The sequence below is a fragment of the Streptomyces sp. NPDC047028 genome (assembly GCF_040644095.1).
In the GTDB taxonomy this organism is placed as follows: Bacteria; Actinomycetota; Actinomycetes; order Streptomycetales; family Streptomycetaceae; genus Streptomyces.
On sequence record NZ_JBEYVS010000002.1, the window covers coordinates 255332 to 274572 of the forward strand.

Annotated in this window: 18 protein-coding genes; 9 read left to right on the forward strand and 9 right to left on the reverse strand. The window is 73.8% G+C overall.

Annotated elements, in window-relative coordinates:
* Positions 1-24: 24 nt before the first annotated feature.
* Together ABZ854_RS03280 and xylB are read right to left on the reverse strand one after the other, a co-directional pair.
* On the reverse strand, positions 25-1230 hold the full coding sequence (locus ABZ854_RS03280) for an ROK family transcriptional regulator (protein ID WP_361203401.1): 1206 nt from the start codon (positions 1228-1230) through the stop codon (positions 25-27).
* Between the two features lie 103 nt (positions 1231-1333).
* A complete protein-coding gene (gene xylB / locus ABZ854_RS03285; RefSeq protein WP_361203404.1) occupies positions 1334-2779 on the reverse strand; it encodes a xylulokinase in 1446 nt (481 codons plus the stop codon).
* Positions 2780-2956: 177 nt separating this feature from the next.
* Here xylB and xylA point away from each other — a divergent pair, with 177 nt between their 5' ends.
* A complete protein-coding gene (xylA, locus tag ABZ854_RS03290; RefSeq protein ID WP_361203407.1) occupies positions 2957-4123 on the forward strand; it encodes a xylose isomerase in 1167 nt (388 codons plus the stop codon).
* Between the two features lie 169 nt (positions 4124-4292).
* Here xylA and ABZ854_RS03295 read toward each other — a convergent pair whose 3' ends face one another.
* Positions 4293-5606 carry an SWF or SNF family helicase gene (locus ABZ854_RS03295; protein WP_361203410.1) on the reverse strand — a complete coding sequence of 438 codons (1314 nt, stop codon included), beginning with the start codon at positions 5604-5606 and terminating at the stop codon, positions 4293-4295.
* Entirely contained in the window at positions 5603-8479 is a 2877-nt protein-coding gene (locus ABZ854_RS03300) for a DEAD/DEAH box helicase (protein WP_361203413.1), read from the reverse strand. The genes ABZ854_RS03295 and ABZ854_RS03300 overlap by 4 nt, the downstream gene beginning before the upstream one ends.
* A gap of 213 nt (positions 8480-8692) precedes the next feature.
* Here ABZ854_RS03300 and ABZ854_RS03305 point away from each other — a divergent pair, with 213 nt between their 5' ends.
* Positions 8693-8875, forward strand: a complete 183-nt coding sequence (locus ABZ854_RS03305; RefSeq protein WP_361203416.1) for a hypothetical protein — start codon at positions 8693-8695, stop codon at positions 8873-8875.
* A gap of 97 nt (positions 8876-8972) precedes the next feature.
* Here the strand turns inward: ABZ854_RS03305 and ABZ854_RS03310 are convergent, their stop codons facing one another.
* From ABZ854_RS03310 to ABZ854_RS03320, 3 genes are all read right to left on the reverse strand, one after another.
* A complete protein-coding gene (locus ABZ854_RS03310) occupies positions 8973-9833 on the reverse strand; it encodes a hypothetical protein (RefSeq protein WP_361203419.1) in 861 nt (286 codons plus the stop codon).
* Positions 9834-9969: 136 nt separating this feature from the next.
* Entirely contained in the window at positions 9970-10266 is a 297-nt protein-coding gene (locus ABZ854_RS03315) for a hypothetical protein (protein ID WP_361203422.1), read from the reverse strand.
* Positions 10267-10577: 311 nt separating this feature from the next.
* Complete coding sequence (locus ABZ854_RS03320; RefSeq protein ID WP_361203425.1) at positions 10578-11177, reverse strand: methyltransferase domain-containing protein; 600 nt, start codon at positions 11175-11177, stop codon at positions 10578-10580.
* Positions 11178-11328: 151 nt separating this feature from the next.
* On the opposite strand from ABZ854_RS03320, the gene ABZ854_RS03325 reads away from it, so the two are divergent.
* From ABZ854_RS03325 to ABZ854_RS03345, 5 genes are all read left to right on the forward strand, one after another.
* The gene (locus tag ABZ854_RS03325) at positions 11329-12189 is read left to right on the forward strand and encodes an MHYT domain-containing protein (RefSeq protein ID WP_361203428.1); all 861 of its coding nucleotides are present in this window, start codon (positions 11329-11331) and stop codon (positions 12187-12189) included.
* On the forward strand, positions 12173-14728 hold the full coding sequence (locus tag ABZ854_RS03330) for a nitrate- and nitrite sensing domain-containing protein (protein WP_361203431.1): 2556 nt from the start codon (positions 12173-12175) through the stop codon (positions 14726-14728). The genes ABZ854_RS03325 and ABZ854_RS03330 overlap by 17 nt, the downstream gene beginning before the upstream one ends.
* Positions 14725-15162, forward strand: coding sequence for a roadblock/LC7 domain-containing protein (locus tag ABZ854_RS03335; protein WP_361203434.1), 438 nt, complete (start codon positions 14725-14727; stop codon positions 15160-15162). Before ABZ854_RS03330 ends, ABZ854_RS03335 begins: the two co-directional genes overlap by 4 nt.
* A gap of 18 nt (positions 15163-15180) precedes the next feature.
* Positions 15181-15594: a DUF742 domain-containing protein gene (locus tag ABZ854_RS03340; RefSeq protein WP_361203437.1), complete on the forward strand. Its 414-nt coding sequence runs from the start codon at positions 15181-15183 to the stop codon at positions 15592-15594.
* 136 nt (positions 15595-15730) lie between these two features.
* On the forward strand, positions 15731-16333 hold the full coding sequence (locus ABZ854_RS03345; protein WP_361203440.1) for an ATP/GTP-binding protein: 603 nt from the start codon (positions 15731-15733) through the stop codon (positions 16331-16333).
* A 9-nt stretch (positions 16334-16342) separates the two neighbouring features.
* On the opposite strand, the gene ABZ854_RS03350 is transcribed toward ABZ854_RS03345, so the two are convergent.
* Positions 16343-16771 (reverse strand): PPOX class F420-dependent oxidoreductase, encoded by a 429-nt coding sequence (locus ABZ854_RS03350; RefSeq protein WP_361203443.1) that lies wholly within the window; start codon positions 16769-16771, stop codon positions 16343-16345.
* A gap of 92 nt (positions 16772-16863) precedes the next feature.
* Here ABZ854_RS03350 and ABZ854_RS03355 point away from each other — a divergent pair, with 92 nt between their 5' ends.
* Positions 16864-17277, forward strand: coding sequence for a roadblock/LC7 domain-containing protein (locus ABZ854_RS03355; protein ID WP_361203445.1), 414 nt, complete (start codon positions 16864-16866; stop codon positions 17275-17277).
* A gap of 125 nt (positions 17278-17402) precedes the next feature.
* Positions 17403-18347 (forward strand): DUF6397 family protein, encoded by a 945-nt coding sequence (locus tag ABZ854_RS03360; protein WP_361203448.1) that lies wholly within the window; start codon positions 17403-17405, stop codon positions 18345-18347.
* A gap of 10 nt (positions 18348-18357) precedes the next feature.
* On the opposite strand, the gene ABZ854_RS03365 is transcribed toward ABZ854_RS03360, so the two are convergent.
* Positions 18358-19221: an acyl-CoA thioesterase II gene (locus ABZ854_RS03365; RefSeq protein ID WP_361203530.1), complete on the reverse strand. Its 864-nt coding sequence runs from the start codon at positions 19219-19221 to the stop codon at positions 18358-18360.
* Between the last annotated feature and the right edge of the window lie 20 nt (positions 19222-19241).

Sequence of the window (19241 nt, forward strand, 5' to 3'; positions counted from 1 at the left end):
CCCAGGCCCCGGCCGGGGCAGGCGTCAGCGGGCGGCCACCGAGGCGGGGTCGTCCAGCACGGCCCGGACGACCGAGTGGGCGGCGCCCAGCAAGGGACCCTCGGACCCCAGCGCGGACACGGCCACCGGGCACGCCGGCCCCGCTGTGCGGTCCCGCAGCTCGGACTCCAGGGCGGGCAGCAACCAGGGCGAGAGCCCGGCCAGGGCGCCCCCGAGCACAACCGTCTGCGGGTCGAGCAGATTGACCGCCCCGGTCAGCGCGACGCCGAGCGCCTGACCCGCCTCCCGCAGCGCGCGCCGCACGGCCTCGTCGCCGTCGTCCGCGCGCTCCGTGAGGAGGCCGGCGAGGTTCCCGTGCGGCGGCAGACCGGCCGCGCGGATCACCGCCTCCTCGCCCGCGTACTGCTCCAGGCAGCCGCGCCCCCCGCACGGGCACGGGAGCCCGTCCGGCCGTACGGGCACATGGCCCAGCTCCCCGGCGAAGCCGCGCGTGCCCCGCAGCACCTGACCGTCCACGACGACCGCCGCCCCGATGCCGATCTCGGCCGAGACGTGCAGGAAGTCGCGCGGGGTGGCCGCCCCGAGCCACAGCTCGGCCAGCGCGCCGAAGTTCGCCTCGTTGTCCACGGTCAGCGGGACACCGCCGGGCAGCAGGGCGCCGAGATCCGTGTCGTGCCAGTCGAGGTTGGGGGCCCGGACGACGGTACGACCGTCCCGGGCGACGAGTCCGGGTACGGCGACCGCCAGCCCCGCCGGCCACAGGCCCTGCCGCTCCGCGTCTGCGACGACCCGCCGGACCAAGGCCGTCAGCTCCCCGGTCACCGGTCTGGGATCGCGGCCCCGGTTGGTTCCGGTCCGCACCGCCCGCGCGCGGACGGCGCCTCGCAGGTCCACCGCGCACACGGCGAGATGGTCGACGCCGATCTCCGCGCCGATCCCCGCCGGGCCGCGCCCGCTGAGCGCGAGCGCCGACCCCGGGCGGCCCACCCGGCCCGGACGCTCGGGGCCCAGTTCCTCCAGCAGGCCCGAGCGGATCAACTCGTCGACGAGCGTCGACACCGCGGCCCGGGTCAGTCCGATGCGTGAGGCGACCGCCGCCCGCGACAGCGGTCCGTCCGCGCGGACGGCGTGCATCACCCGGGCGAGATTGCGCCTGCGCATGCCCTGCTGGGTGTCGGGCAGGGCACGGCCGACACCCGGCGGGCGTGCCTCGTGCAGCGGTGCGGTCATGCTGTGCGTCAGTCCTCGGTGTCTGCGCTGTGCCCGGCCCCGCGCGGTGCCCGCGGCCGAGCCGGGTGGTTGTTCCGCCGGCTGATGGGGTCGTCGACCCGGTTCACCGGGAGTCCGTCCCCCGTTCCAGCAGGGGGGCCGCGTCGGAGAGTACCCCGGCGATCCGCTCCAGCGCCCGGCGGTCCTGCTCCACGGCCGGCAGGACCGGGCCGGCGGCCGTGTTCCAGCGCCGGGCGACCGCGGCCGGGTCCTCGCCGGTCAGCAGTCCGGCCGCCTGCGCCGCGGCCCCCAGGGCGACCAGTTCCCTCGCCTCGGGCACCTGCACCGGCCGCCCGGACAACCGTCGTACGGTCTGCTGCCAGGCCGCGCCCCGAGCGCCCCCGCCGATCAGCAGCAAGGGAGCGCTGCGGTCGGCGTCCTCGTCGAGCACCAGGTCGAGCGCGCCGAGCAGCGAGTGGACCGCGCCGTCGTAGGCGGCCTGAAGCACCTGGCCGGCGGTGGTGTCGGGGCGGAGCCCGTGCAGCAGGCCGGAGGCGTTCGGCAGGTTCGGTGTGCGTTCGCCGTCCAGGTAGGGCAGCAGGGTCACCGAGGTGCCGGGCTCGACGGCCTCGCGGTCCAGGCCCAGCAGGGCGGCCATCCGGTCCACGGCCAGCGTGCAGTTCAGGGTGCAGGCCAGCGGCAGCCAGTCCCCGCGCGCGTCGGCGAAGCCGGCCACGGTGCCGGTCGGGTCGCCGGGCCGGCGCCGGGAGACGGCGTACACCGTCCCCGAGGTGCCGAGGCTGAGCACCGGGGTGCCAGGAAGCAGGCCGAGCCCCAGCGCCGCCGCCGCGTTGTCGCCGGTGCCGGCCGCCACCAGGGTGCCCTTGGAGAAGGGCAGGTCGTGGCTGTCGCGCACGGTGCCGGCCACCTCGCCGGGCCGCACCACCCGGGGGAGCAGGTCAGGGTCGAGCCCCACGTGCGCGAGGGTCTCTTCGTCGTACGTCTCCGTGGCCGACGCCCACCAGCCGGTTCCGGACGCGTCGCCGCGGTCCGTCGTGCCGTGCCCGGTGAGCCGCTCGGTGAGGTAGTCGTGCGGCAGCCGGACCGCCTTCGTCGCGCCGACCGCCTCCGGCTCGTGCTCGCTGAGCCAGGCCCACTTGGTGACGGTGAACGATGCCCCCGGCACACTGCCCGCGCGGTCCGCCCAGCCCTTCGGTCCGCCCAGCTCCTCGACGAGACGGCGGGCCTGGGGCGCGGACCGGACGTCGTTCCACAGCAGCGCCGGACGCACCGGCTCGCCCCGCGCGTCGAGCGTGACGAGGCCGTGCTGCTGGCCGCCGATCGACACCGCCGACGCCTCGCGCGCGGAGTCACCGCACTGGCCCAGCGCCGAGCACAGGGCCTCCCACCACTGACGGGGGTCGCTCTCGCGGCCCGCCCCGGAGGACACGGTGTGCGGCGCCTGCCCGCGGGCGACGACCTGCCCCGTGGCCGCGTCGACGACCAGCGCCTTCGTGGACTGGGTCGACGTGTCCACACCGACGACGAGTGGTCCCTCGGCTGCTGACATCGGGCTCTCCCTCTTCCGCGGCTGTGCCGGATCTGGTGCGTGTCTCGCAGGCGCCTTGTCGACAAAGACATCTTGACTCTTCCCGGGGGCGCGTCCGCATACTAATTTGTAAATGGCCATGACGAAATAGTCGTCAGCCACCTCCACGCAACGTCGTCAGCAGCAAGGAGCCGCGGCATGAGCTACCAGCCCACCCCCGAGGACAGGTTCACCTTCGGTCTGTGGACCGTCGGCTGGCAGGGGCGGGACCCGTTCGGCGACGCCACCCGCAGCGCCCTCGACCCGGTCGAGACGGTGCGGCGCCTGGCCGCGATGGGCGCCCACGGGGTCACCTTCCACGACGACGACCTGATCCCCTTCGGGGCCTCGGACGCCGAGCGCGAGTCGCACGTCAAGCGCTTCCGTCAGGCCTTGGACGCGACCGGCATGACCGTGCCGATGGCCACCACCAACCTCTTCACGCACCCCGTCTTCAAGGACGGCGCGTTCACCGCCAACGACCGCGACGTACGCCGCTACGCGCTGCGCAAGACGATCCGCAACATCGACCTGGCCGCGGAGCTGGGCGCGAAGACGTACGTCGCGTGGGGCGGCCGCGAGGGTGCCGAGTCGGGCGCCGCCAAGGACGTACGCGCCGCCCTCGACCGCCTGAAGGAGGCATTCGACCTCCTCGGCGAGTACGTCACCGCCCAGGGCTACGACCTCCGCTTCGCCATCGAGCCCAAGCCGAACGAGCCGCGGGGCGACATCCTCCTGCCCACCGTCGGGCACGCGCTGGCCTTCATCGAGCGCCTGGAGCGACCCGAGCTGTACGGCGTCAACCCTGAGGTCGGCCACGAGCAGATGGCCGGACTCAACTTCCCGCACGGCATCGCCCAGGCCCTGTGGGCGGGCAAGCTCTTCCACATCGACCTCAACGGCCAGTCCGGCATCAAGTACGACCAGGACCTGCGCTTCGGCGCGGGCGACCTGCGGGCCGCGTTCTGGCTGGTGGACCTGCTGGAGAGCGCCGGCTACGACGGCCCGCGCCACTTCGACTTCAAGCCGCCGCGGACCGAGGACCGCGACGGCGTGTGGGCCTCGGCCGCCGGCTGCATGCGCAACTACCTCATCCTGAAGGAGCGTTCGGCGGCGTTCCGCGCCGATCCCGACGTTCAGGAGGCCCTGCGCGCCGCGCGCCTCGACCAGCTCGCCCTGCCGACCGCGGCGGACGGTCTGCGGGCCCTGCTCGCCGACCCCACCGCCTTCGAGGACTTCGACGTGGAGGCGGCGGCCGCGCGCGGGATGGCCTTCGAGCACCTCGACCAGCTGGCGATGGACCACCTGCTGGGAGCGCGGGGCTGACGGCACGCGCGCGTGAGGCAGCGTCAGGGGTGCCTCACGCGCGCGTCCCCCGCCGGGGGCACAGGGTCTTGCTGCGTCCTCGCACGGCGTCGTCGCCGCACGCCGTCGGTGGTGGTCGCCGCACGTCGTCGTGCGGCGGCCGACAGCCGCACGCCCCCCGGTCGCGTGCTCACATGCCGTCCGGCCCCGGCTCCTTCTCCGAGACGAGCCGCGCCGTCGCCAAGGCGGTCGCGGGGTCCCGGTCCGGGTCTCCCGCAGGGGCCCAGCGGCCGTTCTCGTAGCGGTACGGCCACCAGCGGTCGTCCTGTCCCAGGCGTAGCTGGACCGGCTCTCCGGGCACGGTCCAGTGGTTGCCGTGCATCCGGAACGGCGGCCGCTCGTCCGCCTCCCAGGCCGCCTCCAGAGCCGCACGCGCGCGTGCCAGTGCGTCTCCCGTCACCTGCCACTGCTCGTCGAGAAGCGCCAGGGCCGTCACGCCTCCCACCCGCCAGGCCCTGACGGCGACCGCCAAGCCCTCGCGGCCACGCCCCGACCCCTCGGCGAGCCGGTCGGCGACCGTTTCGGGCGGCGCCCCGCCGGCGAGGCGCACGGCGTCCTGAGCCGCCGGCAACTCGGCCAGGGAGGGAGCCCCCGGATCCTGCCCGACCAACCGGTACGCCTCTACGGCCGTCCGCCCGGCCAGGTGCTCCAACGCCGCCGGGTCGACCCCGCGCGCCGGTGTGGCCCCGGTGTCGAGGGACGGCGGCACACCGGGCGTGTCCGGCAGCGGGGGCAGGGCCGGCAGCGGAGGCAGGATGCCGGCCGCCGCCCAGGCCTCGGCCGCGTCCACGCCGTCAGCCTCCGTCTCTGCCCCCGTCTCGGTCTCTGACTCGGTCGCCGACGGTGCCTTCCGGGGTGCCGTGCTGCGCACGTGCAGCTCCCGCAGGAACGTTCCCCTTTCCCGGCCGCGCATCAGCAGGAGCGCGAAAGGGTCTTCGTCGAGCAGCCGCGCCACCTGGTGACACAGGGCGGCGGTGTGCCCGCAGTGGTCCCATGCGTCGCAGTCGCACTCCGGCTCCAGCTCACCGATCCCGGGCAGGAGGTCGACACCGCTCACCGCCGCGTCCTCGATCAGGTGCGGGGGCAGCTCCCGGTCGAGGAGCGCGGCCAGATGCCCGGCCTGCTCCACGGCCAGGTCCAGAAAACGGACCCACTGCTCCTCCGACAGCTGCGGCACCAGGATGTCCGCGCGGTGAGCCGTGTTCCTGGCATCCCGCACCACGGCCGTGACGCGGCCCGGCCGCACCGTCACGGCGCCAACGGCACCCGCCCGCGCGAGTCTGCGCCCCGACTTCACGGCGGCCCCGTCCAGGGCGCCGTCCTCCAGCGCCCGCAGCCAGGCGAGCCCCCACCAGCTCTGCGCGAACGCGCGCCCCCGCGCGGGCGGCAGAACGGGAAACGTGCACACCGGATCGCGGTCGTGCTCCTGCTGGTCGTGACTCATCGTGCCTCCCCGGGCAGTTCCACCAGTGCGGCCAGTTCCGCGTCCGTCAGCTCGGTCAGTTCCGCCGGACCGGTCCCGCCGGGGCCGAGCACCGCGTCCGCCAGCGCCCGCTTGCGTCCGAGCATCTCCGCGATGCGGTCCTCCACGGTGCCCTCGGCGATCAGCCGGTGCACCTGCACCGGGCGGGTCTGCCCGATGCGGTACGCGCGGTCCGTCGCCTGTGCCTCGACGGCCGGGTTCCACCAGCGGTCGTAGTGCACGACATGGTCGGCCCGGGTGAGATTGAGCCCTGTCCCCGCCGCCTTCAGGGACAGCAGGAACACGGGCGCGGCGCCGTCCTGGAACCGGCGTACCAGGGCCTCGCGCTCGGCGACCGGGGTGCCGCCGTGGAGCAGCTGCGAGGGCACCCCACGGGCCGTCAGATGCCGTTCCAGCAGGCGGGCCATCCGCACGTACTGCGTGAACACCAGCACGCCCGAGCCCTCCGCGAGGATCGTGCCGAGCAATTCGTCCAGCAGTTCCAGCTTCCCGGACCGCCCGCCGAGCACCGGATCGTCTTCCTTGAGGAACTGAGCCGGGTGGTTGCAGATCTGCTTGAGACCGGTCAGCAGCTTCACGATCAGGCCCCGTCGGGTCATGGCGTCTGTGTGCGCGATCCGGTCCAGCGTCTCGCGGACCAACGCCTCGTACAGTCCCGCCTGTTCGGGGGTGAGTGACACCGAGTGATCGGTTTCGGTCTTCGGTGGTAGTTCCGGCGCGATGCCGGGGTCCGACTTGCGGCGCCGCAGCAGGAACGGTCCCACGAGCCGGGCCAGTTGTTCGGCGGCGGCGGGATCCCGGGCGCCCTCGACGGGCTGCGCGTACCGTGCGCGGAAGCCGGCGAGGCGGCCCAGCAGCCCCGGTGTCGTCCAGTCCAGGATCGCCCACAACTCCGTCAGGTTGTTCTCCACCGGGGTGCCGGTGAGCGCCACGCGTGCGCGTGCGCCGAGGGAACGCAGCGCCCTCGCCGTCGCCGAGTACGGGTTCTTCGAGTGCTGCGCCTCGTCGGCGACGACCATGCCCCACGGCACGCGGCCGAGCCGCTCGGCGTCCAGGCGCATCGTGCCGTAGGTCGTCAGGACGAACTCCCCGTCGGCCGGGGTGCCGGCGTCGCGCCCGGACCCGTGGAACCGGCGTACCGGAACGCCGGGAGCGAACCTCTCGATCTCACGCTGCCAGTTGCCGAGGAGGGACGCCGGACAGACCACGAGCGTGGGGCCGGCCGTCGAGGCGTCGGCCTGCCGGTGCAGATGCAGAGCGATCAGCGTGACCGTCTTGCCCAGGCCCATGTCGTCGGCCAGGCAGCAGCCCAGCCCCAGGGCGGTCGTCCGGGCCAGCCAGCCGAGGCCGCGCAACTGGTAGTCCCGCAGTGTGGCGGCCAGCCCCGGCGGCTGCGTCACGGGCTCCGCCGACTCCGGCTGGGCGAGCCGCTCCCGGAGCCGCGCGGGCCATCCCGTGGGCCGCACAGCGACGCGCCGGCCGTCGACCTCGGTGGAGCCCGTCAGAGCGGCTGCCAGCGCCTCCACCGGCGTGACGGAGCGGTGCTCCCGCGCGCGGGCGCGACGTGCCTCCCGCGGGTCGAGCAGCACCCATCCGTCGCGCAGCCGCACGAGGGGGCGCTGGGCCTGCGCGAGCCGGTCGAGTTCCTCCCGGGTCAGCTCGTGGCCGTCGAGGGTGAAGCACCAGCGCAACGCCAGCCGGCTGTCGGTGGAGAGGAACGAGGGCAGGGCCGGCCCCTCCTTCCCGGTCGCCGTCCCGTCCTCGGCCCGCCCGAAGGCTGCCTCGGCCTCGAGCCCTCGCGACAGTCCTGCGGGCCAGTGCACGTCGACCCCCGCGGCGTCCAGGGCCTGCCCTCCCGCGCCCAGCAGTTCGGTGACCTCGTCGTCGGCCAGGTCCAGGATGTCGGGGACGGCCGCGGACAGCAGCGGTGTCAGGGCCGGCCAGGCGCGGGCGGCCCGGCGCAGGGCCAGCAGCGTCCGTGTCCGCGCGTGCGCGCCGAACGCCTCCCGCGTGTGGGGGGAGTCGGCCCACAGGTCGGCCACATCCGCGAGGGCGGAGGATCCGCTTGTGCCGTGCACCTGCGGGACCACTCGGAACCGCACGGAATCGGCGTCCGCGGCCTCGTGGAGTCCCGGCGCTTCGACCCGCAGGGAGAGCCGTACGCCCGCGTCGTGGCACGCCGCGATGTCGTCGGTCCACGCGCGCAGTCCTGGCAGGGACCGCGGTTCGTGTGCTGCGTAGGCGGCGGCGCCCGTGACCATCGCCGCCGCGGGGGAGCGGGGCAGCGTGTCGGCGATCGCGTCCAGGAAGGCGCGGAGCAGCCGTTCCGGATGGGGCAGCAGGGGCGCTGTGCCCGCGGCCAGCGGTACGGCGTGCGCCTGAGGGGGCATGGCGCCGGCGAGTTCCCGGACCAGTTCCCCGTCTCGCGCGGACAACGGCCCCACCCGCCAGGCGTCGTGATCACCGGGGGAGAGGCCGGGAAGCAGCAGGCCACGCGCCAGGAAGTGCAGCGCCAGCTGAGCGGCCGTCGCCCAGAAAGCGGTGGACGGGGGGCTCGCGGGATCGGTGCGCGCCCGAGTGAGCAGCGGCAGGGCGGTTCGCACCGGCAGGAGCAGCGCGGGCAGGGTCACCCGCTCGACAGCCGCCCCTCCCCGGACGGGCAGGACCACGTCAAGGTCCTCGTACGGCTCGTGCGCGGGAGCCGGAGGTTCCTCGCCGTCGAGCCGCCAGAAGGCCATCCGGCCCGCACGGGCGGGCTCGGACGGCAGGAACACGGTGCAGCAGTGGGTCAGTCGGGACAGCTCGGAGGATGGTGCCGTGGGAATCCTCTGCACAGCCGGTCTGCACTCCTCAAATTTGACTACCAGATGGGAGTCGCCGAGGGTACAGCACGACGGCCGTGCACCCCGCATGCTTGTCGGGTGACCCGTATCACTCCCGTGCGGATGGATCTCAGGGTCGTCTCAGGGTCCCGATGCGGAACCGTGGGGGTCCCAGGCCCGTTTTCACAGCAGAGAGCGGCAGTGGCCGCGAAGGAGGCGACGCACATGTCGAAGAACGCGAAGATCGCCGCAGGAGGTGTGGCGGTCGGGCTCATCCTGCTGATATGGCTGCCCTGGTGGGTGGCGTTCCTGATCGTGGTAGGAGTCCCGGCGGCCGCGTACCTGACGCTGGATCCCTCCCAGCGGCGCAGGCTCCGTCGCGTCACGCGCAAGGAACTCGGCCGCTGAGGGCCGGCCGCCCGGCCCGGAGACGCCTGCCACGGCCCGGCACGCGCCCTTGAGCCCGTCCAGGATCGCGCGCCCCCGGGCGCCCGGTTCCCCGGGCTCAACTGGGCCGTACGGCCATCTTGTCGAGCGCCTCCAGCAGGCCGGGCAGCTCCGGTCCCCGGCCCACCGGCAGGACCTCGCCGGGCTGCTCGTCGAGCAGGACGAACGCGATGTCGTCCGTGCGGGCGACCAGGGACCAGCCGGGGCCGTCGGCGCGCAGCGTGCGGGCGTCGCCGGGGGCGAACGAGGAGCGCACCCGGCCGAGCGGCGGCGGGGTGTCGACGTAGCCCCGCGCCTCCGCGAGCACCCGGCGCACGCCGCTGCGCTGCCCCTTCGGAGCGTCATCGCCGCCACCTGCCGGAGCCTCGGCCGCTCCGGCCCTTCCGAGCGACTCGGCGGGGTCCGCCGGTGCCGGGAAGTCGCCGTCCTTGATCTGCTCGCGCCACACCGCCCACTGCAGCGCGATCTCGTCGGCACCGAGGCGCCGCTGTGCCGGGCCCCAGGTGCCGGTGTCCGGAGGGTTCAGGGCGGGGCGGTCCGTGAGGTCCGGCCCGGGATCGTGCGGCGCCGGCACGCCGGGGGCGGCCACGGCGACCGCCAGCGGCCAGCCCGGCAGTGCGCCGACGACCGTGCGCTCGTCAGGCGACAGTTCGTACTCCATGCCGCAGTCCCACGAGGCGATCGCCACCGCGACCAGCGAGACGTCGTCGATGACGACCGTCCAGCGGGCACCGTCCCCGTCCTGGCCGAGCACCAGCCCGTACCCGTCGGCGCGCGGCGCCAGCCCGAGAGCCGCGCAGGCCTCCGGATAGTCGTCGCCCAGCACGCTCGGAAACTGCGCCGGCGTCAGCAGCACCGCCGTGAGCACGTACAGCGCGTCGTCTGCGGCGGCGACGGGCTCATCGTCCGTCCCGGCCATCCCTGCCTCCAGTGATTCGTCCGTCGGCGCGCACCCTAATGCGAGCGCAAGGTGCTTGTCACGACTGGTCACACCACGCGGAGCTGCAGGTTTCCACCTGGACAGGGGCGAATCGACCTTGATGGAGGCGGCTCCCTCAGGCGGCCGGCAGCCCGAGGAGATCCCGCGCCACCGCCCCGGGCGACTGGTCGCGTTCACGCGCCAACGCGATCACGGCCCGGCACGCCAGTTCGTTCACGCCGAACGACAGTGCCTCCGGAGACACCCAGCCCGCAGCCTCGTCGATCCCGTCCTGGTCGTCCTCCGCGCAGGCCGCCACATAGACGGCCGCGGCCTCGAACAAGTTGTGCGCACGTCTCTCCCGAGTGCTCACCGACTCCGCACGCGTGGAGGTGCGCCACCGGGCGGCGTACTTGCGCATTGTGTCGAACATACTGACCACATTCCCCGTGAGAGAGCCCGGCACTGATCGCCCATCCACTTTTCTTTCACAGGGGTTTGGCGATGTGGCGGCCGCGGCGGAACAGCGGAGCCCAGCGCCTATGGCCGCTCGCCCCCGACCCCGGTCGACACGCAAGCGCTCCCCGTGACGCTCGCGCCCACTGAGCACGCCGTTCGAATTTTCCGGAGCTCGCGGCCCAGGCTCACCACTCCACCCTTCAGTGCCGTCGGCAACGTCCGGCGACATGCACGCGCGCGTGATGGACTCGGCTGTCGCCGGGCGGGACTGAGCGGCGCAGGCGGTCAGTTCTCACGTACGGCCAGTGCGAGGAACCGGGCTTCCTCGTCGACGTACGACGTCAGGCGCCAGCCCGCCCCGACCAGCAACGGCCCGAGCCGGGGCTCGGCACGCAGGTCGTCCGGGGTGATCCGCCTCCCCTGACGTGCCGCCAGGGCGGCCCGCCCGATGGGGTGGAACAGCGCGAGTGTGCCGCCCGCCCGCACCACCCGGGCCAGTTCCCGCAGGTTCTCGCCGGGCTGCGGCAGGTGCGCGATGAGGCCGGCCGCGAACACCGCGTCGAGGGACCGGGAGCGGAAAGGCAGCGCGGCCACGTCCGCGATCAGCAGGCGCCCCTCACGGTCCCGGCCCGCGCGTACGGCGGCCTGGAGCATCGCCAGGGTCAGATCGGCGCCGACCACCAGTCCGGCGGGCCCCACCGCGGCGCGCAGCGGCGGCAGCGCCCGGCCCGTGCCGCAGCCCGCGTCGAGCACCCGGTCACCCGCGCGCAGTCCGAGGCGGGCCACCGCGGCGTCGTAGGCGGGCCCGTCGTCGGGGAACCGGGCGTCCCAGTCGGCCGCCCGGGCGGTGAAGAACTCCTGGACGTGCGTGTGGTCGTCGCTCATGACCGCATCATTCCTCACCGGTGCGAGGGACGTCCTTGTGCGCATGTTCGAGCGGGACGCGATCGTTCCGTCGCCTCTCTGTGTCAGATTGCTACACCTTTCGAAATGCGCCCCCTTAGTGCCACCGTGCCCCGGCTAGCGTCCCGGGGCCATGGGACACCTGGACCACGCCGCCTTCGGCTGGCTGACCCCCGTGCTGTCGTACGTGATGGCCTGCACGGGCGCCGCACTGGGACTGCGCTGCACCGTCCGTGCGCTCGGCGCCTGCGGACGCTCGCGCCGCAACTGGCTCGTCACCGCCGCCTCCGCGATCGGGACCGGCATCTGGACCATGCACTTCGTGGCCATGCTCGGCTTCCGCGTGAGCGGCACCGACATCCGCTACGACGTACCGCTGACCATCCTCAGCCTGCTCGTCGCCATGGCCGTCGTCTGCGCAGGCGTGTTCGTCGTCGGCTACAGCCGGGACCGCAACCGGGCGCTCGTCCTCGGTGGCCTCACCACCGGGCTCGGCGTCGCCAGCATGCACTACCTGGGCATGGCGGCGGTACGGCTGCACGGCGACGTGACCTACGATCCGGTCCTCGTCGGACTGTCGGTGCTGATCGCCGTGGTGGCCGCGACCGCGGCTCTGTGGGCGGGGCTCAACATCAGGTCCCCCCTCGCGGTCACTGTCGCCTCGCTCGTCATGGGCGCGGCCGTCAGCAGCATGCACTACACCGGCATGTTCGCGGTGAGCGTGCGCGTCACCCCGTCCGGCGAGGCCCTGCCCGGGGCCACGGCGATGCAGTTCATCTTCCCCCTCGCCGTCGGCCTCGGGTCCTACCTGTTCATCACCTCCGCCTTCGTCGCCCTCTCGCCCACGACGGACGAGCGATCGGCGTCCGCCTCGGCACAACAGCCCGTGCGGAGCGCCGCCCATCAGCCGGCACCGGCCTCACCCGCCCGGCCCGGCGCCGGAGCGTTGCCCGACCCACGTCCCGAGCGAGGCGGCCATGCGCCCACCACGTGACATACCGGCCACCGGCACCCGCGTACCGCCGGCGCACCGCCGCGGCCGGCGCGCGCACGCCGGACCACCCGCCGACGAAGACACCCAGCGCACCCTCGGAACACTGCCGGACGGCGCGCGCCCGCGGTCGAGGCGGTGGCACACACGCCCCCGGACCGTGCGCGCCAAGGTCGTCTGCCTGCTCATGGTGCCCGTCGTCTCCCTCCTCGGGTTGTGGGGCTACGCCGCCGTCAGCACCGCACAGGACGTGGCCGGGCTGCGCGCGTCCCGGCGGGTCGACGCCGAGCTGCGGACACCGCTGGCCGCGGCCGTCGCCGCGCTGCAGGCCGAGCGCGCCGATGCCGTGCGCCGGGCCACCGCCCCGGACGCCGACGGCACCGGTGACTACGAAGGGTTCGCCGCCCGCACGGACCGGGCGGTGGCCGCGCTGCGGCTCGGTGACGACGGCACCGTCGCTGACGGCCAGGAACTGCCCGCCCCCGTCTCGGGGCGCCTGAAGGCCTTCGTCACCGGCGCCGAGCGCCTCGGCGCGCTGCGGAAGGCCGTACTCGACCACACCGCAGGGTGGGACACGGCCTACGGGCAGTACACCCGTACCATCGCGTCGGCGTTCGCCGTGGACGGCGCCCTCACCGGCATCCAGCAGGCCGACATCGGCTCCCACGCGCGCGTACTGCTCGAATTCTCCCGCGCGGAGGAGGCGTTGGCCCAGGAGGACGCCGTCCTCGGAAGCGCACGCCTGGCCCGAGGCCTCCAGGGCGAGCGGCTGCGGCTCTTCACCGGGGCCGTCTCCACCCGCCGCACCTTCACGGACACGGCTGTCGGCGACCTGCCCGGTCCCGAGCGGTCCGCGTGGCGCGACCTCGTCCACAGCGGCGCCCTCCCCGCGTTGGACGGTGCGGAGGACCGGATCCTCGCCGCGCGGCCCGGCGCCCCCGCCCTCGACGCGGCTCCCGGGCCGGCTTGGAACGCCGCCTACGCGCGCGTGCGCGACGGAATGCGGGCCGTCGCGACGGGCACCGGCCGGGCCGTCGCGGGGAACTCGGACCCCGTGACGGGCGGGCTGCTCACTCCGGCCGGCGCCGCCGTGCTGCTCGGGCTCGCCGCCGTCGCCGCGTCACTCGTCATCTCGGTACGCATCGGCCGCGGCCTCGTCGTCGAACTGGTCAACCTGCGCGACGACGCTCTGGAGATCGCCCGCCGCAAACTCCCCGAGGCGATGCGCAGGCTCCGTGCGGGCGAGGAGATCGACATCCAGGCCGAGGCGCCCTCAGGACCGCCCGCGGAGGACGAGACCGGCCAGGTGGCGGAGGCCCTCACCACCGTGCACCGGGCCGCCCTGCACGCCGCGGTCGAGCGCGCCGAACTCGCCGGCGGCATCTCCGGAGTCTTCGTCAACCTGGCCCGGCGCAGCCAGATCCTGGTCCACCGCCAGCTCGGGCTGCTGGACCGCATGGAACGACGCTCGGACGACCCCAGCGAGCTGAGCGACCTCTTCCGGCTCGACCACCTCACCACCCGCATGCGACGCCACGCCGAGAGCCTGATCATCCTCTCGGGAGCAGCACCGGGCCGAGCCTGGCGCATGCCGGTGTCGCTGACGAACGTCGTCCGCGCCGCGGTGTCCGAGGTCGAGGACTACGCGCGCGTGGAGGTACGCCGCCTCCCCGAAGCGTCCGTCATCGGCACGGCGGTCGCCGACCTCACCCACCTGCTCGCCGAACTCGTCGAGAACGCCGCCCAGTTCTCCCCGCCGCACACGCGCGTGCGGGTCACCGGCGAACCCGTCGGCAACGGCTACGCCCTCGAAGTCGAGGACCGGGGCCTCGGCATGGGAGGCGAAGCCCTCGCGGAGGCCAACCGGCGCATCGAGCAGTCCGAGACCCTCGACCTGTTCGACAGCGACCGCCTCGGCCTCTTCGTGGTCAGCAGACTGGCCTCCCGGCACGGCATCAGGGTCCACCTGCGGACCTCTCCCTACGGCGGTACGACGGCCGTCGTCCTGCTCCCCACGGCGCTCCTGCACACCGCGCCGACGGAACGTTCTTCCCCGGGCGGGGCACAGGCGCCGGCGGAGCGGCACCGGGCGTACGCGCACGCGCCTCGTGCCACCCCGCCGGGGGACGCCATCGCCGCCCAGGAGCACCGTCCCGCTCTCGCGGTCACGGCCCCCGCACCGCAGACGGAATCGCAGACCGCACCGCAGACGGGGCCGCCGACCGCCACGAACCAGCCGCCACCCCCGGGAGTCGCCACCTTGAGGCCGCATCGCCCACCGAACGACCCCGAACCACCCGACGGCCTGCCCCGCCGGGTACGCCAGGCGAGCCTCGCGCCGCAACTCCGTCATCCGCCGGCCGGCCACCCGCCGGCCGCCCCCGCTCCAGGCGCCGACGACCCGCGCACCCCCGAACTCGTACGGGACCGGATGGCCGCCTACCGCGACGGCTGGGCGCGCGGCGGCGGCAGGCGACCCGGGCGCGGCACCACCACGGGCCCGGAAGCGGGCAGCGACAGCAGTGAAGGAGACGGCGCATGATCCACGACCCGAACCCGGGGGCCGCCCAGCGGTCCGGCGAAGTCGACTGGCTGCTGGACGACCTGGTGGCGCGCGTGCGCGAGGTACGGCACGCCGTAGTCCTGTCCAACGACGGCCTGGCCGTCGGCGCCTCGACGGGCCTCGAACGCGCGGACGCCGAGCATCTCGCCGCCGTGGCGTCCGGCTTCAACAGTCTCGCCAAGGGCGCGGGACGCCACTTCGGAGCAGGGAGCGTACGCCAGACCATGGTCGAGATGGACGACGCCTTCCTCTTCGTGGCCGCCGCCGGTGACGGCTCCTGCCTCGCGCTGCTCACCGCCGCCACGGCGGACATCGGCCTGGTCGCCTACGAGATGGCACGCCTGGTCAAGCGCGTCGGTGAACACCTGGGCACGGCACCGCGCGCCGCGGCCCGGCCGCCGGCCGCCGGATGAACCCGGAGGGCGGCACGCATGACCGAGGACAGGACCGGCGTCTCCCTGGAGCCGGGCAGCCAGTGGTACGACGGCGAGGCCGGGCCCCTGGTCCGCCCGTACGCCATGACCGGTGGCCGCACCCGGCCCGGCCCCACTGGAGTGCGCTTCGACCTGATAGCCCTCGTCACCCTGGACCCCGGTGCTCCCGCGATCGGTCCCGACTCCCCGTTCGGACCCGAACACCGCACCCTCATCGGCCTGTGCTGCACGGAGACCCAGTCCGTCGCCGAACTCGCCGCCGACGCCGACCTCCCCGTGGGGGTGGTCAGGGTGCTCCTCGGCGACCTCCTGGAACTGGGGTGCGTCACCGTCAGCCGCCCGGTGCCCCCGGCCCACCTTCCCGACGAACGGATTCTGCGCGAGGTCATCGCCGGACTGCGGGCCCTGTAGACGGACGTCCACGACCAGCCCAACGCCGCCCCGGCACCCCGCCGTCTGAGCCCCGCCTCCCGCCTCGCGCGCCCCGCCCTCCACGTGCCGATCACGCCGACATCGACGAACCCCCGCCCACCCGAGAGAAGTGATCATGGTCTCCGAGCAGCACGGCCCCGGCGGCGACGCGTCCGCCCTGGCGCTAAAGATACTGGTCGCCGGTGGCTTCGGCGTCGGCAAGACGACCCTGGTGGGCGCCGTCAGTGAGATCCGCCCCCTGCGCACCGAGGAACTGCTGAGCGAGGCGGGACAGTCCGTGGACGACACGGACGGAGTGGACCAGAAGGTGACCACCACCGTCGCCATGGACTTCGGCCGGATCACCATCCGCTCCGGCCTCTCGCTGTACCTCTTCGGCACGCCAGGACAGGACCGCTTCTGGTTCCTGTGGGACGAACTCTCGCAGGGCGCGCTCGGTGCCGTGGTCCTCGCGGACACCCGGCGGCTGGAGGACTGCTTCCCGGCGGTCGACTACTTCGAGCACCGGCGGATCCCGTTCGTCGTCGCCGTCAACTGCTTCGCCGGGGCCCGCACGTACGGCGCTCCCGACGTCTCCCGCGCCCTCGACCTCGACCGGGGCACACCCGTCGTCCTGTGCGACGCCCGCGAGCGCGACTCCGGCAAGGACGTCCTGATCCAGCTCGTCGAGTACGCCGGACGGATGCACACCGCCCGGCTGCTCGACTCGGTCGGCTGACCGCGTTCCTCAGTCCGCGATGCCCCGCACCGCCAGGGCCTTGTCGATCGTCATCCGGACCAGCAGCTCGCCCGGAACTCCGTTGCGCTCGCCGAACTCCCCGGCGCGCGCCTCGCCCATGTACCGTGCGGCGATCCGGGTGGCCCACAGGCGCACCTCGTCCAGTTCCTCCGACAGCCGGGCGCGACCGCTGAGCACCACGAAGCCGAACGGCGGCCGGTCGTCGTCCACGCACAGGGCGATCCGTCCGTCACGGGCGAGATTGCGCCCTTTCACGGTGTCCTTCCCGGTGTTGAACACCACCTCGTCCCCGTCGAGCAGAAACCAGACCGGGGCGATGTGCGGGCTCCCATCGGCGCGAACGGTGGACAGCTTGCCGGTGCGGGTGCCGTGCGAGACGAACGCCCGCCATTCCTCGTCGGTCATCTTCCCTGCCATGCCCCCATCCTCCTTGCTCCGGACGCGGGTGGTGGGGAAGGCTTGCGGGCAGATCCTCCAGCCAGGGGGAGACGGAACACGGGGAGATGAACATGGGGCAGAACCAGGGACTCGGCTGGCTTCTCGACGATCTGACCGAGCGGGTGGACCACGTGCGGCACGCACTGGTCCTGTCGAACGACGGACTGGTGACGGGATCGAGCACGGGCCTGCGCCGGGAGGACGCCGAGCATCTGGCCGCCGTGGCGTCGGGCCTGCACAGCCTGGCCAAGGGGTCCGGACGCCATTTCAGCGCGGGCAGGGTACGCCAGACCATGATCGAGTACGACGACGCCGTCCTGTTCGTGACCGCGGCCGGCACGGGCAGTTGCCTGTGCGTGCTCAGCGGCGCGGAAGTCGACATCGGGCAGATCGCCTACGAGATGACCCTGCTCGTCAACCGGGTCGGTGAACACCTCGGTGTGGACGCCAGGCAGCCCGAACGCACGCCCACCACAGACCTCTGACCTGTCGATTCGTTCAGTCCTCCGGAGTTATCCACAGGCCCGCACGAGATCCGCCCGGGCGGCTACCGTGTGTGTACGGCGATCGCACAAGGCGTGAGCCACCGACTCCACGGGGGAGTACGACCATGTCCGCAGAGATCATTGCCCCAGTCCGGCCCCTCACCTGGGGGCCCAGCCGCGCGGCGCGTGAACTGGGACTCAGGCGGAGCGAGTTCGACCTGGCCGCCCACCTCGGCCTCATCCGGACCGTGCCCGACGAGGGCGGCGGCGAGCGCCGTCGGATCGAGCGGGCCGAGGTCGAGCGTCTCCTCGCTCAAGGCGGCTTCCCGGACACGGTCCGCGAGCGCGTCGAAGTCGTCGGCGTCGCCCAGGGCGCCGCGCTCATGGAGATGCCCGCCGGCAGGTTCAGCCGGCTCGCCCGACTCGGCCTGCTCGTCCCGGTCCGCTTCTACCTCAACCGCTACCGTGCCGTGGTCTGGCTCTACCTCGCCGAAGAACTACGCCAGTTCGCGGCCGACGGCGCCAACGCGTCCCTGCTCAAGGGCCCGACGCCCGAGCCGCTGCGGGGCCGGCTCGCGGCCGGAGTGGACCTGCGCGCCCGCAACTGGCGAGGACGGCAGCTCGGATTCCTGCTGCGTCAGGCGGACGACGACCCCCGGCAGCGGGCCGGCGCCTTCGCCGCCTTCCTCGACCCCGTCGAGGTCGCGGACGTCGTCAGGGACCCTGACGAGCGGGCGCGCCTGCACCGGTTCCGGCCCGGCCCGCCCGGCCACGGCGCACCCGGTTCCCCCTCCGCCCACCTCGCCGAGGCGATCACGACCGCCGGCGATCCCGACGAGATCGGCTGGCTGCGCAGCGCCCTGGCCCGCGAGATCCGGGAAACGCGTGCCCATCGGCCCGCGCCTCACCCGGCGGCCCCGCAGGGCGACCGGCCGGAACGCACCGCCGCGGCGCGGACGAGGCCCGGCCGGGGCGCCACCCCCGGGCGCCCGGCGCCCACCGCGCCGGTCCCGCCCCGAGGGCTGCGGGCCTGGCTGCGGCGGAGAGGCCCACGTCCCGCGGTCGTCTGACGGAACCGGGCTACTGGGCCCGGAACAGGCCCTCCTGGACGACCGAGACGAGCAGGCGCCCCCGCAGGTCGTAGATGCGGCCCCGCGCCAGACCGCGGCCGCCGGTGGCGATCGGCGACTCCTGGTCGTACAGGAACCACTCGTCGGCCCGGAACGGCCGGTGGAACCACATGGCGTGGTCCAGCGAGGCCATGTCGAAGCTCCGTGGCCCCCACAGCGGCTCGACCGGGATGCGGACCGCGTCCAGCAGGGTCATGTCGCTGGCGTAGGTCAGCGCGCACGTGTGCACCAGCGGGTCGTCACCCAGCGGCCCCACCGCACGCATCCACACGGCGCTGCGGGGCTCGGCCCCCCGCACGTCCTCGGCGTTCCAGCGCAGCCGGTCGACGTACCGGATGTCGAACGGCTGGCGGCGCGCCATCCGCTCCAACTGCTCCGGCAGAGCACCCAGATGCTTGCGGACCTCGTCCGTGACCGTCGGCAGGGACTCCGGGTCCGGCACCTCACGGGGCGGCAGCTGATGCTCGAAGGAACCTTCCTCAGGCTTGTGAAAGGAGGCGGTCAGATTGAAGATCGTGCGGCCCTGCTGCACGGCCGTGACCCGGCGGGTCGTGAACGACCGCCCGTCCCGGACCCGTTCCACCTGGTACACGATGGGCACACCCGGCCGGCCCGGACGCAGGAAGTACGCGTGCAGCGAGTGCACCGGGCGCTCCCCGTCCGTGGTGCGGCCGGCGGCGACCAGGGCCTGGCCCGCCACCTGCCCGCCGAAGACCCGCTGCAAGGACTCCTGCGGGCTGCGGCCGCGGAAGATGTTGACCTCGATCTGCTCCAGGTCGAGCAGGTCGACCAGTCGCTCGGCCGGGTTCGTCATCGTCATCGGTGAGAGTCTCC